Raw genomic sequence first — 13,708 nt, 5'->3', positions numbered from 1 at the left:
CGCAGGCACAGCGCACGGACTATGATTCGCAGCGACGCATACGCGTTGCAAACATCGGGGCGAATCATGGGTTTGTTGACTGAGTTCAAGGCATTCGCCGTGCGCGGCAATGTCATCGATCTGGCCGTGGGGCTGGTGATCGGTTCGGCGTTCGGAAAGATCGTGTCGTCGCTGGTCGCCGACATCATCTCGCCGCCGCTGGGGCTGCTGATCGGCGGCGTGGATTTTTCCGGGTTGAGTGTGACCCTGCGCCAGGCCGTGGGCGAAACGCCGGCAGTGACCCTCAATTACGGCGCGTTCGTACAGACGGTGATCAGTTTCGTGATCGTGGCGTTTGCGATGTTCGTCGTGGTGCGGGCCATGAACTCGCTCAAGCGCAAGGAAGCCGAAGCGCCCAGCGCACCACCCGCCCCCTCGGTGCAGGAAACCCTGCTCACCGAAATTCGTGATGCCCTGCGCGAGCGCAATGCGCGGGGATAAAGCCCGGGCGGCTCAACGCAGCCGCCGTGCCCAGATCATCAGTGCCAGTCGATAGGCCACGGCCATCTGTCGGGCCACGGCGAACTCCACGCCGCGGCCTACCAGCGGCGTGACCGCCTCCAGTGTCGAATGCCAGTGCACCCGCGTGCGCGGCGTGGCGCCCTCGAGCGCTTCGAAGGTCAGGCGCGCGCCGTGATGCACGATCGGCAACGGCGAGGCGATGATGCGATAGCCCAGTGCCACCCCCGGCTCGTATTCGGTAATACGCTCGACGATACGCGCCAGCCCCAGATCGATGACCCGTTCGGCGTTGACGCCGTCGCGGTGCGCATCGCCTTCGCGGCGCAGCCAGGCCCGGCGTACGCCGGGCAGGCTGGCATAGCCGGCATGGTCGCTGATGACATCGAAAGCGGTCCCGGCATCGACGGCGAAGACCTGGGCGACATGAAGCTTCTGCATGAAAACTCGCGGGCTCGATTCGAAACGCGATCTTATCGTTTTTCGGCATGCGCGCGGGATGACGAGCGCATTGCCCCCTGTAAGCCGCGTTTTGTTCTAGACTTTTATCCACAAATACTTATTGGGGGAAACGTGATGGCCGTTCCGTATTTACCTGCGCTGGCACTGGTGGCTGCGGTTGCCTGCATCGGGCTGAGTGGCTGCGCCAGCGATCCCGAGCCGCCACCGCCGAATCCGCTGGACGAACCCGTCGATGCCTTCGAGGCCGTGGGCGAGCCACAGCGCCCGGGCGGGGCCAGCAATCGCGAAGACGATACGCTCTCCACCGATATCGAACGGCTGCAAAACGCACGCAAGACCTACGAGCTGGAGCGCGAACGCCGGCGCGTCGAGGCCTCGCGTCGTCAGGCTGAATGCCGTGCGCGTGCTGACTCGCGCGAAGTGCCGATCCAGGATGGCAGTGGCGACCCGAATGCGACCTATTGCGAACCGGCGAGCGACGACGAACGCGATTAAGCCGGCACCCGCGCGACGATTGTTCGCGTCGAGCGCGTAGGCCCGTGCCGGCGCGTGCCAGTTGCCGCCCGCCAGGGCGATCGTGAACTCGTCGCCGAGCTGCTACGCCCGAGGGCCGCGGACGGCGCCGGTTTCATGCGCATATTTCGTGCGCTGGGCCATGTTTAGGCCGCGCCCGGCGCGAGCAATGCACCGTTTGTCGACGAATTTGTCGATCGCGGAGTCGCGAGCGCCTGGGTCACACCGACGCCCACGACAGCCGCCCGCGCCGAGCGTATGCGCCTGACCAACCCCAAGTACGTGCTGCGTAACTATCTGGCCCAGAGCGCCACCGCCCGCGCCGACGAAGGCGACTACAGCGAGATCGAGCGTCTGCCCGCCATCCTGCGGCGCCCGTTCGAAGAGCCGCCCGAACATGAGGTCTACGCGAAGTTACCGCCCGACTGGGCAGGCATCTGTCCGCAGATCGACGCAGATGGTCGCAGATCGGATAAGCGACGCCGACAAGGTGCTTGCCGGTCTTTCCCTGCCAGCCAACCGGGAGCGCCGACCCCGGCCGTGGCCGCAAACCCACGATGCTAGAGCTGCGTCAATCCTGCAGCTTAAAGAAGCGAACCGTTCGACCCAGCCTGATTCCGTGCGTGTCATAAAAGACACGCCGATAAGCCGGCTTCGGTGATTGATTCATCACAAGCGGCTAGCCTAACGCCGCGATGCTCACGGTGGCCAGCCGCTGCCCGAACGTCCAAGGCCTCGCACCAAGCCCTTTCTTAATCTGCGTCGATCTGCCTAAATCTGCGGTTAAAACCGAACCGTTCGACCCACGAGCCGCGGCCACGCCACCTGCAAAGCCGCGTCCACTCTCGAGAACGATTCGATCGATTCGTCTCAGGGTTTGACGTCGGGCAGATCACGCAGCGGGTGGTCCCCGTCCCAGGGGGCGCGAAAATGCGCGTCGATATAGTCGGCCGGTACGGCGGCGACCGATTCGAAAATCCACTGCGGCTCGCGATCCTTGTCCACCAGCAGCGCGCGTACGCCTTCGGCGAAATCGGGATGGCGAGCACACTGCAGTGCCATCTTGAGTTCGCGCATCACGGCCTGCTTGAGCGATAGATAGCGCCCATCCCGCAGCTGGCGATAGATCAGATGGGCAGTGACCGGGCAGCCGCCGTCGAGATTGGTCGCGGCTTCGACCAGCCACGGGTCGTCCGCCTCGGCGAGTTTGCGGATGGCCGCGACGATGCCCGCCAGCGTGGCGGCATCGGTGGCCTCGCGAATGGTCATGGCGTGTTCGAGCAGCTTCGATTCGCCGAGTGCGGCCGGGTATTCGCGGGCATGCTGGCGCAACACGCGGTCGACCGCGGCATGGGGCTGGTTCCAGTCGGTAATCCGGGTCAGCGCATCGAAGACCGTATCCTTGGCGTCGTGATCGATGGCGCGATCGGCCAGGCCGGCCAGCAGCGCGTCCTGGGCCTCGAGACTGGCGCCGGTCAGGGCCACGAACAGACCGAGCCGGCCGGGCAGGCGGTTGAAAAACCAGGTCGCACCGCAGTCGGGGAACAGGCCGATCTTGATTTCCGGCATCGACAGGGTCGATGTAGCGGTCACGATACGGTGCGAGGCCGCCGAAAACACGCCCATGCCGCCGCCCATGATCAGACCATTGCCCCAGGCGATACAGGGGGTGGCCAGCATGTGGATGGCGTGGCACAGCCGGTATTCGAGGGTGAAGAAACGGTCGGGATAATCGGGATCGCCCTGGCCGGTCATGCCCTTGTAGAGCGCGACGATATTGCCGCCCGCGCAGAAGGCCTTGTCGCCGTTGGCATCGATGAAGATCGCCGCGATCTCGGCATCGGTATCCCAGGCCGTGAGCTGCTTGTGTAGCGGCTCGAGCATGTCGAGCGTCAAGGCATTGAGTGCGCTGGTATTATTGAGCGTGACATGGCCGATGCGCTTGCCGTTGGTGCTCACGACTTCATCGAAGATAATGGCGGAGTCTGTCATGGGCGAGTTCGTTGCCGTGCAGGTCTGGCGCGCATGCTCGCGCGCAACGCCGCCATGCACAAGAAATTGTTTTTCCAGCTGTACAATGTAATCTACAAAAGTGTATGGCTGTGATAGCTTATACGCGCCTTGTCAGGCGGTTGGCCTGACGTTATATGCAAGAAATGAAAGACAGGAGTCTTACTATGACCAAGACGCTGCTGAAATCCGCGTTTGTTGTTGGCGTTGTCGCTGCTGCTGCCGGTTGCGCGAGCAACACCGACGGCATGCAGTCGCAGGTCGATCAGGCCATGCGCAAGGCCGAATCCGCCCAGTCGACTGCCAATGAAGCGCAGCGCACGGCCAACCGCGCCATGCAGACCGCGCAGGAAGCCAAGTCCGCCGCCCAGGCGAACTCGCAGCGCATCGAGCGTATGTTCGAGTCCTCGCAGCGCAAGTAAGCGCGCGAGCGCTGACGGCGTTCGCGCCGTCGCACGAAAAAACCCCGCCTTTGTGCGGGGTTTTTTTTGGTCGCCGGCTGTGAGATCGGCCGGTAAGGCGTACGTCAGCGCCCGTCGATATTGATTCCGATCGGTTCGGGCATGCCGTCGGCCTTTTCGACCACGGCCTGGGCACGATCCCAGTCGATCGGCGCCTTGGGGTGATCGGCCGTCGCCGAGATCAGGCTTTCCACCCAGGGCGTGAACGAGCGCACCGGCGCGTCGCCGTTGGCATCCGGCGGGTGTGCTTCGATATACAGCGTATTGCCTTCCCAGCCCATCTTGTAGGGCTCGCTGACGATGTTGACCGGCGTGCCGGTGGGCACCAGCGCGAACAGTGACGCGATATCTTCCGGGTAAAGCCGGATACAGCCGTGCGAGACCTTCAAGCCGATACCGGCCGGCTTGTTCGTGCCATGCAGCAGGTAGGACGGCAGGCCCAGATACAGCGCATGCTGGCCCAGCGGATTGTCCGGGCCGGCGGCCACCACTGCCGGTAGCGGATCGCCGGCTTTTTCGTGTTCGGCACGGATCGAGGCCGGCGGCGTCCAGGTCGGGTCGGCTTTCTTGCGCACGATCGTGGTCTTAGCCAGCGGGGTGGACCAGCCCTCGCGACCGATACCCAGCGGGTAGGTCACCACCTTGCCCGCATATTCGCTGCCCGCCGGCGGGAAGTAGTACAGCCGCATTTCCGGAATGTTGATGACGATGCCCTTGCGCGCCACGTTGGGCAGCACGTAGCGGGTGGGAATCACCATCGGCGTGCCCTCGCCAGGCAGCCAGGGATCGACATCGGGATTGGACAGGCGCAGTTCGCGATAGCCGACGTTATAGCGCCGCGCGAGCTTGACGAAGGTGTCGTCGGCCGAGGTCTTGATGTGTTGCAACTTGCCGACGATGTCCGAGCCTTCGGGCGGCATGTTGTAGATCGCGGCCTGTGCCGCGCCCGTGCCCAGGGCGAGCGCCAGCATGGCGCTTGCGAAAGCGAGCAGTACGAAACGGGGCACGCGCATGCGCAAAGTCATAGCATCGGTTCCATAGGGCGAGCGGTATCGGCGACGGTTCAAGCACACAGACTGTACCCAATTCGCAGGGTGACGGTCGCGCACGCTCGCGGTGTCGTTTTAGGGGGCGAGCCGGTCGATATGCCAGTGCTCGGCACTGCGCTGATAACGCAGCCGGTCATGCAGGCGGCTGCGCCGGGCCTGCCAGAATTCGAACATATCCGGTACGAGCGCATAGCCACCCCAATGATCGGGGCGCGGGACGTCCTGCTCGGCAAACCGGGCTTCGACATCGACCACGCGTTGTTCGAGTTCGGCGCGGTCGGCAATCACACGGCTTTGCGGTGAAGCGTGCGCGCCCAGGCGGCTACCGCGCGAACGACGGGCGAAATAGGCATCCGATGCGCTGGCATCGAGCTTGTGCACCCGGCCTTCGATACGCACCTGGCGTTCCAGCGCTTCCCACCAGAACACCAGCGCGGCCTGCGGATTCGCGGCCAGCGCTTCGCCCTTGCGGCTGAGGTAGTTGGTATAGAAACGAAACCCATCGGCATCGAAGCCCTTGAGCAGCACGATGCGCGCCGAAGGCCGGCCGCTGGCATCGACCGTGGCCAGGGTCATGGCGGTGGGCTCGACCATGGCCGCTGTCTGGGCCAGGCGATACCAGTCGTCGAACAGGGCCAGCGGATCGACCGGCGCGTTCTCTTCGATGAGATCGCGCCGGTCGAGCTCGCCCTGCCACGGGCTTGGAGCGTCGTCAGTCATCGAGTCGGATCCTCTATCCACGCCCCAACTCCCGTAGCAGCGGTTAACCGGCCTTGTCTTCGAGGGTGAAGCCGACCTTCACCGACACCTGCCAGTGGGCGACTTCGTTGTTTTCGATATGTCCACGCACGCCGGTGACCTGGAACCAGCGCATGTTCGCGATCGACTTCGAGGCTTCGGCAATCGCCTTGCGCACGGCGTCTTCCTGGCTGGTTTCCGAGGAGCCGGTCAGTTCCACGGATTTGTATACGTTATCGCTCATGAATCGTTCTCGTTGGAAATTAAACCCCGGCAAGCCTACGCCCGAGTCCGCAAGGCCTCAAGCGACGGCGAACAGTCGTTCAATATGATACAAACGGCGGCCTGAGTTCTTAGTCACGAACAGGCCAAAAATGAAAGCACTGCGCATCGTCGATACCGACAACGGCACAAGCGCCGATATCACCGACATGGAGCTCAACGAGCTCAGCGACGGTAATGTCGTCATCAAGTCGCACTACTCCTCGCTCAACTTCAAGGATGCGCTCGCGATCACCGGCAAGGGCAAGATCGCGCGCAAACGCCCCCTCAATGCCGGCATCGATGTCGCCGGCGTGGTCGAATCCAGCGACGACGATCGCTTCTCGCCCGGCGACGAAGTGGTGGTCACCGGGTGGTTCATGAGCGAAACCCGCGACGGCGGCCTGGCCGAATATGTGCGTATTCCCGCCGAGTGCGTGGTCAAAAAGCCCGACGGGCTGACGCTGTGGCAGACCATGGCGCTGGGCACGGCCGGTTTTACTGCCGGCATGGCGGTCAAGCGCATGACCGACAACTTCCAGAAACCCGAGGACGGGCCGGTGCTGGTGACCGGCGCGACCGGCGGTGTGGGCATGTTCGCGATCGATATCCTGGCCCAGGCCGGCTATGAAGTCGTGGCCGTATCGCGCAAGGCCGACGCCGAAGGCGACTTCCTCAAGAAGCTCGGCGCGACTGATGTGATCACCCCGGACGCGCTCGATCTCGACGGCAAGCCGCTGGGCAAGCCGGTGTATGCCGGCGCAATCGACGCAGTCGGCGGCGATCTGCTGGCCAATATCGTGGCCCAGGTTCAGCCCTACGGAAATGTGGCCGCGATCGGTCTGGCCGGCGGGCCCAAGCTGTCGACCACGGTGATGCCGTTCATCCTGCGCGGCGTATCGCTGCTGGGCATTCATTCGGTGGAATGCCCCAATACCTGGCGTGAAGAAATCTGGGGCATGCTCTCGGGCAACCAGAAGCCGGCACATCTGGACACGATCGCGACACAAACCGTAGGCTTGGCCGACGTTCACGGCGTGTGCGACACCATCATGGCGGGTGAAAACACCGGCCGTACGGTCGTCGATATCCAGGCATGACAACGGCGCAAGCCACACGTCGATTCAAGAACAATCCCAGGAGTTTCGGGCAATGAGCAAGACTGAAAATACGGCCGGCCTGGCCGGTGTCACCGCCGGCAAGACGGCGATCTGTACGGTCGGCAAGAAGGGTGTTGGCCTGACCTATCGCGGCTATCTGATCGAGGATCTGGCCGCCAAGGCCGAATTCGAGGAAGTCGCCTATCTCATGCTCTACGGCGAGCTGCCCACGCAAAGCCAGCTCGACGACTACAAAAAGCGGCTGGCCGGCATGCGTGGCCTGCCCGATGGCGTGAAGACCGCGCTTGAGGTGTTGCCGCGCGACACCCATCCCATGGACGTCATGCGCACGGGTGCGTCGGTGCTGGGCACCATCGAACAGGAAAACGATGCCGCCAAGCAGCAGAACGACGTGGCCGATCGGCTGCTGGCGAGCTTTCCGTCGATGCTGATGTACTGGTATCACTTCGTGGAATCCGGCAAACGCATCGATGTGGATACCGACGACGACAAGATCGGCGGCCACTTTTTGCATCTGCTGCACGGGGAAAAACCCAGCGAAGACGCCATCAAGTGCATGTCGACGTCGCTGATCCTCTATGCCGAGCACGAGTTCAACGCCTCGACGTTCACTGCCCGCGTGATCACCGCGACGTTGTCGGACTTCTACTCGGCGGTCACCGGCGCGATCGGCGCGCTGCGCGGGCCGCTGCATGGCGGCGCCAACGAAAAGGCCATGGAACTGATCCAGACCTTCAAGGACCCGGACGACGCCGAAGCCGGTCTCAAGAAGATGCTGGAGAACAAGGAAAAGATCATGGGCTTCGGCCATCGTGTCTATAAAAAGGCCGATCCGCGCAACGGCATCATCAAGGAATGGTCGAAGAAGCTCGCCGGCGATGACCCCTACAAGCAGAACCTGTACGCGATCTCCGAGCGTCTCGAGCAGGTCATGCACGACGAGAAGGGCATGTTCCCCAACGCCGACTTCTATCATGCGACGGCCTACCACTTCCTGGGCATTCCCACCCAGCTGTTCACGCCGATTTTCGTGATCTCGCGGCTGACCGGCTGGGGGGCGCATATCTTTGAACAGCGTGCCGACAACCGCCTGATCCGCCCGAATGCGGAATATGTCGGCCCGGAAGTGCGTGATTTCCGGCCCATCGACCAGCGGGGCGCCTAGACGCATGCACGGCATGCGCCGGTAGGCTGGTGCAGCATCGATCGACAATAACGAAAGGAGATGACGATGGTTCTGGCTTACTGGTGCGTGCTCGTTGCCGCGCTCATGCCGTTCGGCTTCGTGCTTTATGCCAAGCTGGCCGGCCGCAACAAGATGGGGCTGGAGGAGAATCGCTACCCGCGGCAATGGTTGGAGCAGCTCAGCGACGGCGCACAGAAACGCGCCTACTGGGCGCAGCTGAATTCTTTCGAAGCGTTTCCGCCGTTTGCTGCGGCGGTGATCATCGCCGTGATCTCCGGCGGCTCGATTGGCGCGATCAACTTCTTCGCGGTGTTGTTCATCGTGCTGAGGCTGGTCTACGGCTGGTGCTATATCAGCGACCGGGCCACGTTGCGCAGCATGGTGTGGTTTGGCGGTCTGGCCTGTGTGCTGGCGCTGTTCATCGTTGCTGCCATCGGCTGATCACCCGGCGATGACCCGCGTGCCGCATACCGCGGCAACCTTTTGCGAACGTGACGGGCGCGCGATGCTGCGATGGCGTCGCGCGCCTTTTCGCGTATGCAATCATCCGGATGCGAAAGCCCTGAAAAGAGCGCACAGTAGGGCCGGGCGCCGAATGTCCGGCGGCCAGGCGTAACGATGCAGTGCCGATAATAAAAATATCTATTTTCACATTCCGCGACGGCGTAGACTTGAGTCGCGGCCGGCAAGGCATCCCCGCAGTGATATAGATGCCCGGCATTGCGTGCGAAAAGGAGACACGTTGATGGAGACAAAACGCCTGAACCTGGTCGATATGGCCTGGCTCAATGTGGAAACGGAAAACGCGCCCATGCAGGTCGGCGGCCTGCTGACCTTCCAGATCCCCGAGGGGGCACCCAAGGATCTGCCGCGGCGTATCGTCGAGCACTATCACCAGTTCTCGAAGGCCTATTCGCCCTGGAATCATCGGTTGCGCTCCGGTGCGCTGCGTACGGTCGCCCCCGAATGGGAGCTGCTCGACGAAATCGATGTCGAATACCATTTTCGCCACTCGGCGTTGCCCGCGCCCGGCGGCGAACGCGAGCTCGGTGAGCTGGCATCGCGTCTGCATAGCCACCCGCTGGATTTCAAGCGTCCGCCGTGGGAAGCGCATCTCATCGAAGGCCTCGAGGGCAATCGCTTTGCCGTCTATATCAAGCTGCATCATTCGCTGATCGACGGCGTGGCCGGCATGCGCCAGTTGGCCAAGGCGCTGACCGACGATCCGAACGACACCGAACGCCCCCCGTTCTGGGCGCTGCCGCCGAAAAAACGCCGCAAGCGTTCGCCCGGCGAAACGCGGCCGGGCCTGTACCGCGCGGTTGCGGAATTGATGGGCGGCGCGGCCGAGCAGGTCGGCTCGTTGCCGGGTTTTGCGCGCGTGGTGCGCAGCATGCTCAAAAGTGCGCGCTCGGAAACCGGCACCGCGGGACTGCCGTTTTCCTCGGCCTCGTCGATTCTGAATACGCGGATTCAATCCCAGCGTCGTTATGCCACCCAGCTGTATTCGCTGACCGAGTTCCGCAGTCTGGCCGAGAATGCCGGGGTGACGGTCAATGACATCGTACTCACGATTTGCGGCGGCGCACTGCGCCGTTATCTGCGCGAGATCGGCGAACTGCCGGACAAGCCGCTGACCGCGGGTATCCCCGTATCGATACGCCCGGCCGACGATCAGGAGGCCGGTAATGCGCTGACCTTCATCGTGGCCAATCTGGGCACCGATATCGAATCCACTGCCCAGCGTCTGGAAGCGGTCGCGCGCTCGACCCGGCGGGCCAAGACCGAACTCGGCAAGCTCTCGGCGGCCGCCATCACCCAGTACACGATCGCGCTCATGGCGCCCTATGTACTGTCGCTGGTCACCGGCATGGGCGGGCGTACGCGGCCGGTGTTCAATGTCACGGTATCGAATCTGCCGGGACCGGAAGGCCCGCTGTATATCCACGGCGCGGAAATGGAAGCCTTCTACCCCACCTCGCTGGTCACCCACGGGCAAGCGCTCAATATCACTGTCCATGGCTATGCCGATACGCTGGGTTTCGGCTTCATCGGTTGTCGCGAGACGCTACCTTCGATGCAGCGGCTGGCCGTCTACGCCGGCGAAACGCTCGATGAGCTGCGCGACACCTATGGCAACCGCGATACCGGGGCGAAAGACAAGCCCAAGGACGAGGCCAAGGCGCCGGCGAAGAAAAAAAGCACCGCCCAGCGGCGCAAATCGCCCGCGAAACGCCAGACCAGCCAATAACGCATCGCCTCGATGTCGATAGGCCGGTGCGCCACGCGCACCGGCTTCAGGCTATTAGTCGTGCGGCACCAAAACAGCGGCCCGGGTCAGCTGTTTTCAACGCTGTTCACGGCGGCGCGCAAGCGGTCGCCTACGCGGGTGCACCCCGAAAAATCGTCTATCCGGGCCGGGTTAATTCGGGGGTTCGTAAAACGTCGCCGACGCCGCGAAAACCAGCCCCTGGCCGAATATCGATCGAATCGGCAGTTGCATGCCCTGTTCGCGGGCTTTTTGCCGCAGCCGGCTGAGAATGACGTCGATTCGGTGAACATCCTCATCGGGTGCATGGGCGAACAACAGATCGTGCAGCGCCTGTTTGGTTACCACCTGCTGGGGCCCGCCGAGGAGAATACGCAGCAGCTCCAGCTCCTTGGGCGACAGGTCGAGCGAGCGCCCGGCCGGCGAGCGCAGCTGCGATTCGACCGCCGCCAGCGCCCAGCCTGCATCCAGGGAATACGCCAGCCCGGGCGTGTCGTGTTCGGCGCTGCTCAGGGCCAGGCGCTTGGCCAGTTCGTCGATGCGTGTACTGAGCTGGGCGAAATTCACCGGCTTGACCAGAAAAAAGTCGGCGCCCAGGTTGAGTGCGCGCAGCCGGTCGCGCTCGGCGCCGTGCGCGGTGACCACAATCAGACCGTAACCGCCGAGTTCGTAGAGATATTCCACAATGCCGAAGCCGTTCTCGCCCGGCAGGCCGAGATCGATGAGCACGATATCGACCGGCGAGCGGTGCAGCTGTTTCCAGAACGCTTCCGCGCTGTGCGCGCCCCAGACACTGAAGCCGCGATGGCGCAGGAAATACAGCAGCTCCTCGCGCAGGTCTTCGTTGTCCTCGACGATCGCCAGACGGGTTTCAGCCGAGGGCGTCATGGGTACGACTCGAATCGACAATGGGCAGGGTGAACACGAACAGGCAGCCTTGCGGTGTGTTTCTCTCCAGTGCCAGCTCGCCGCCATGCGCGCGTGCGATCTGGCGACTGACGTGCAGGCCGAGGCCGAAGCCACGCACCGTATGTTCGGGTTGCGGCATGCGACTGAAGCGCTCGAATAGCGTGGCCACGGCCTGTGCGGCAATGCCGTGCCCGTTGTCCGCGATGGCGATCCGCCAGTGGCCGTTCGCCCGCGACACGTCGCCTTGAATTCGCCCACCCGCGGTATATTTCACGGCGTTGTCGACGACATTGGAAATCGCGATACGCAGCAGCGCGTCGTCCACGAAGGCGCGGTCGTTGACCGGCGCGGCCTCGTCGATATCGATGCCGGCAAAGCTCAGGCGCCAGCTATGCCGGTCGCTGACGTCCACCAGCGAGGCCGCCGAGGTCATCAGGGCGGTCAGCGACACGTCGCGCCGGTCGACCAAGAGCCGGTCGGCGGCCAGACGCGCATCGGCCAGACAGGTGTCGGTGAGTTGGACCAGCCGTTCGGTTGCCCGTGCAATGCGCTCATGGCGTTTGCGCAACGCCGCGCGATCGTCGGTTTGTGCGTTCAGATTGGCCAGACACGCCGAAATCACCGCCATCGGGGTTCGAAACTCGTGGGCGACCATGCCCAGGAACTGGCGCTGACGAAAACGGGCTTCGCGCTCGATACGCAGATCCGCTTCCAGGCGCTGGCTGGCCAGCGCCTGCTGGCGTTGTTTACGAACCTGGATCAAGGCCACCACCATCACCAACAGCATGTTCGCCATGAGCACGTACTGCCATACGGTATACAGGGTCAGCCGGTAAGGCACGATTTCGCGCAGTGAGAGCATGCCCAGAAACGACACGGCGAGCATGGCGAAGGGGCCGAGGCTGAGCAGCACGGTCGACAGATCGGGCCGTTCGTTGCGCAGAATGTGTATCGCCGCCCAGAACAAGGCCAGCGAGGTCGCAGCGAACACCACGGTCTGGATACGAATCGCGTTCGGATAGAAATCCGTGCCAATGGAAAAGATCAGCAACAACGCGAACAAGCCGCAGGTGATGCCGAACAGGCGATAGAGCCGTGGCCGGCGGTGCCGGATATCGAGCGCCTCGACCGGCGCCCAGAGCAGGCACGGGTACAGCAACAAGGTGAGCGCCGCGGTGAGCATGTCCTGTAGCCAGCGCCCTGCTTGCGGCACGAGCCAGGCGGCATAGCCTTCCAGGCAGGCCAGCAGCAGATATGGCCCGGCCAGTGCGGCGACCGACCAGAATAACCGGCTTTTGAAGACCAGTCCCAAGGTCACGGCCGCCAGCGTCGAGAAGAATGCCAGGCCGAAATAGAAGGCTTGCCAGGCGCTCGAGCGTGCGGCATCGCTGACAAAGGCCGCGGGCTGCCAGAGCGTCGGGCGCAGCAGCAACGGACCGCGATTGGCCACCCGAAAAATGATCTCGTAACCGGATGCGTCAGCCGGCAAGGCCGGAATCACGAATACCGGAAACCGATAGTCCAGGTCGGATCGTGGCATGCGGGCGTTGTCGCCGGTGGTGCGATGTTGCCAGGGGCCGTCGCTGCCCAGCGGGCGATAAAATAACTGAACGTCGTCGACGAAGCTGGGTTTGATTTCCATCCACAGCGCCGATCCGTGGAATGCGCTGCGCGGCAGCACCGACCGTAGCCAGTAGGCAGCCGTGGTGTAATCGCGGGCGAATACCTGTCGTTGCGGCACGCTGGCGGGTGCCAGTAGACGCTGGCGTGCGCTATCGAGGTCGTAACGGCCGTGTGGGTCCGCCACCACGGTATAGGCGATATCCGGGCCGATCTGCAGCGGCGTCGCGAGCGCGGCCAGCGAAAGCGACCACAACCATAACGTTGCAAAGACCCAGGCCGCTTTGTTCACGCGTCGCCCCCGTCAGCTGTGCCGGTTTGGCGCAGCGGCGGCCGGCCCGGCAAATGAATAGACGATCAGCGCACGGCGCGGCCTGCTCAGCCACGTTGGCGGTCGCGGTTCGCAACGTATGGTCGCGGACCGCCACCCAGGCGCCCGCCCGGCTGTTCGACTACAGTCGCGATCATAGCGGCTGCTTGCGCCCATGTGCGCTGTTGGCCTCGGTGGAACGAACCGTCTGCCGATTGGCCCTGGCCGCTCCCGTTATCGATGCCCAACCGGCGCTGCCGCCGGGGCCAAGCGCCATTGCGCAAAGCGTATGTGCCATGCC

At 63.4% G+C, this 13,708-nt stretch carries 15 protein-coding genes; 8 read left to right on the top strand and 7 right to left on the bottom strand.

The features are described 5' to 3' along the window. Nucleotides 1-66: 66 nt before the first annotated feature. Nucleotides 67-480, top strand: coding sequence for a large-conductance mechanosensitive channel protein MscL (gene mscL, locus T5B8_RS12630; protein ID WP_353179248.1), 414 nt, complete (start codon nt 67-69; stop codon nt 478-480). 12 nt (nt 481-492) lie between these two features. Here the strand turns inward: mscL and T5B8_RS12625 are convergent, their stop codons facing one another. Further along, nucleotides 493-939, bottom strand: a complete 447-nt coding sequence (locus T5B8_RS12625; protein WP_353179247.1) for an SRPBCC family protein — start codon at nt 937-939, stop codon at nt 493-495. A 135-nt stretch (nt 940-1,074) separates the two neighbouring features. Between T5B8_RS12625 and T5B8_RS12620 the strand changes: the two genes are divergently transcribed. Then, a complete protein-coding gene (locus T5B8_RS12620; protein ID WP_353179245.1) occupies nt 1,075-1,455 on the top strand; it encodes a hypothetical protein in 381 nt (126 codons plus the stop codon). Between the two features lie 276 nt (nt 1,456-1,731). Beyond that, on the top strand, nt 1,732-2,037 hold the full coding sequence (locus T5B8_RS19990) for a hypothetical protein (RefSeq protein WP_502950798.1): 306 nt from the start codon (nt 1,732-1,734) through the stop codon (nt 2,035-2,037). Between the two features lie 306 nt (nt 2,038-2,343). Here T5B8_RS19990 and T5B8_RS12610 read toward each other — a convergent pair whose 3' ends face one another. Continuing rightward, complete coding sequence (locus T5B8_RS12610) at nt 2,344-3,465, bottom strand: enoyl-CoA hydratase/isomerase family protein (protein ID WP_353179243.1); 1,122 nt, start codon at nt 3,463-3,465, stop codon at nt 2,344-2,346. A gap of 185 nt (nt 3,466-3,650) precedes the next feature. On the opposite strand from T5B8_RS12610, the gene T5B8_RS12605 reads away from it, so the two are divergent. Further along, nucleotides 3,651-3,905: an Lpp/OprI family alanine-zipper lipoprotein gene (locus tag T5B8_RS12605; RefSeq protein ID WP_353179241.1), complete on the top strand. Its 255-nt coding sequence runs from the start codon at nt 3,651-3,653 to the stop codon at nt 3,903-3,905. Nucleotides 3,906-4,009: 104 nt separating this feature from the next. Here T5B8_RS12605 and T5B8_RS12600 read toward each other — a convergent pair whose 3' ends face one another. The 3 genes from T5B8_RS12600 to T5B8_RS12590 all read right to left on the bottom strand — a co-directional run bounded on the left by T5B8_RS12600 (nt 4,010) and on the right by T5B8_RS12590 (nt 5,975). Further along, nucleotides 4,010-4,969 (bottom strand): L,D-transpeptidase family protein, encoded by a 960-nt coding sequence (locus T5B8_RS12600; RefSeq protein ID WP_353179239.1) that lies wholly within the window; start codon nt 4,967-4,969, stop codon nt 4,010-4,012. A 99-nt stretch (nt 4,970-5,068) separates the two neighbouring features. Continuing rightward, a complete protein-coding gene (pdxH, locus tag T5B8_RS12595) occupies nt 5,069-5,713 on the bottom strand; it encodes a pyridoxamine 5'-phosphate oxidase (protein ID WP_353179237.1) in 645 nt (214 codons plus the stop codon). 43 nt (nt 5,714-5,756) lie between these two features. Further along, nucleotides 5,757-5,975 carry a dodecin gene (locus tag T5B8_RS12590; RefSeq protein WP_353179236.1) on the bottom strand — a complete coding sequence of 73 codons (219 nt, stop codon included), beginning with the start codon at nt 5,973-5,975 and terminating at the stop codon, nt 5,757-5,759. A gap of 130 nt (nt 5,976-6,105) precedes the next feature. Between T5B8_RS12590 and T5B8_RS12585 the strand changes: the two genes are divergently transcribed. The 4 genes from T5B8_RS12585 (at nt 6,106) to T5B8_RS12570 (ending at nt 10,550) form a co-directional block, all read left to right on the top strand. Then, nucleotides 6,106-7,092 carry a YhdH/YhfP family quinone oxidoreductase gene (locus T5B8_RS12585; RefSeq protein ID WP_353179234.1) on the top strand — a complete coding sequence of 329 codons (987 nt, stop codon included), beginning with the start codon at nt 6,106-6,108 and terminating at the stop codon, nt 7,090-7,092. Nucleotides 7,093-7,144: 52 nt separating this feature from the next. Next, nucleotides 7,145-8,278: a bifunctional 2-methylcitrate synthase/citrate synthase gene (prpC, locus tag T5B8_RS12580; RefSeq protein ID WP_353179232.1), complete on the top strand. Its 1,134-nt coding sequence runs from the start codon at nt 7,145-7,147 to the stop codon at nt 8,276-8,278. 66 nt (nt 8,279-8,344) lie between these two features. Beyond that, complete coding sequence (locus T5B8_RS12575) at nt 8,345-8,740, top strand: MAPEG family protein (RefSeq protein ID WP_353179231.1); 396 nt, start codon at nt 8,345-8,347, stop codon at nt 8,738-8,740. Nucleotides 8,741-9,044: 304 nt separating this feature from the next. Next, nucleotides 9,045-10,550, top strand: a complete 1,506-nt coding sequence (locus T5B8_RS12570) for a WS/DGAT/MGAT family O-acyltransferase (protein WP_353179229.1) — start codon at nt 9,045-9,047, stop codon at nt 10,548-10,550. A 171-nt stretch (nt 10,551-10,721) separates the two neighbouring features. Here the strand turns inward: T5B8_RS12570 and T5B8_RS12565 are convergent, their stop codons facing one another. Beyond that, nucleotides 10,722-11,456, bottom strand: coding sequence for a response regulator transcription factor (locus tag T5B8_RS12565; RefSeq protein WP_353179228.1), 735 nt, complete (start codon nt 11,454-11,456; stop codon nt 10,722-10,724). Further along, nucleotides 11,440-13,389, bottom strand: a complete 1,950-nt coding sequence (locus T5B8_RS12560) for a sensor histidine kinase (RefSeq protein ID WP_353179226.1) — start codon at nt 13,387-13,389, stop codon at nt 11,440-11,442. The genes T5B8_RS12565 and T5B8_RS12560 overlap by 17 nt, the downstream gene beginning before the upstream one ends. Nucleotides 13,390-13,708 lie beyond the last annotated feature (319 nt).

Origin of the sequence: Salinisphaera sp. T5B8, assembly GCF_040361255.1 — a bacterium.
GTDB lineage: Bacteria > Pseudomonadota > Gammaproteobacteria > Nevskiales > Salinisphaeraceae > Salinisphaera.
The sequence above is the reverse complement of the archived record's forward strand: the minus strand, read 5'-3'. Positions and strand labels throughout refer to the sequence as shown.

Coding starts and splice junctions, on each gene's coding strand:
- T5B8_RS12620 (WP_353179245.1), top strand. CDS start 1,075: ATGGCCGTTCCGTATTTACCTGCGCTGGCACTGGTGGCTGCGGTTGCC.
- T5B8_RS12625 (WP_353179247.1), bottom strand. CDS start 939: ATGCAGAAGCTTCATGTCGCCCAGGTCTTCGCCGTCGATGCCGGGACC.
- T5B8_RS12575 (WP_353179231.1), top strand. CDS start 8,345: ATGGTTCTGGCTTACTGGTGCGTGCTCGTTGCCGCGCTCATGCCGTTC.
- T5B8_RS12600 (WP_353179239.1), bottom strand. CDS start 4,969: ATGACTTTGCGCATGCGCGTGCCCCGTTTCGTACTGCTCGCTTTCGCA.
- T5B8_RS19990 (WP_502950798.1), top strand. CDS start 1,732: ATGCGCCTGACCAACCCCAAGTACGTGCTGCGTAACTATCTGGCCCAG.
- T5B8_RS12610 (WP_353179243.1), bottom strand. CDS start 3,465: ATGACAGACTCCGCCATTATCTTCGATGAAGTCGTGAGCACCAACGGC.
- mscL (WP_353179248.1), top strand. CDS start 67: ATGGGTTTGTTGACTGAGTTCAAGGCATTCGCCGTGCGCGGCAATGTC.
- T5B8_RS12570 (WP_353179229.1), top strand. CDS start 9,045: ATGGAGACAAAACGCCTGAACCTGGTCGATATGGCCTGGCTCAATGTG.
- prpC (WP_353179232.1), top strand. CDS start 7,145: ATGAGCAAGACTGAAAATACGGCCGGCCTGGCCGGTGTCACCGCCGGC.
- T5B8_RS12590 (WP_353179236.1), bottom strand. CDS start 5,975: ATGAGCGATAACGTATACAAATCCGTGGAACTGACCGGCTCCTCGGAA.
- T5B8_RS12565 (WP_353179228.1), bottom strand. CDS start 11,456: ATGACGCCCTCGGCTGAAACCCGTCTGGCGATCGTCGAGGACAACGAA.
- T5B8_RS12605 (WP_353179241.1), top strand. CDS start 3,651: ATGACCAAGACGCTGCTGAAATCCGCGTTTGTTGTTGGCGTTGTCGCT.
- pdxH (WP_353179237.1), bottom strand. CDS start 5,713: ATGACTGACGACGCTCCAAGCCCGTGGCAGGGCGAGCTCGACCGGCGC.
- T5B8_RS12585 (WP_353179234.1), top strand. CDS start 6,106: ATGAAAGCACTGCGCATCGTCGATACCGACAACGGCACAAGCGCCGAT.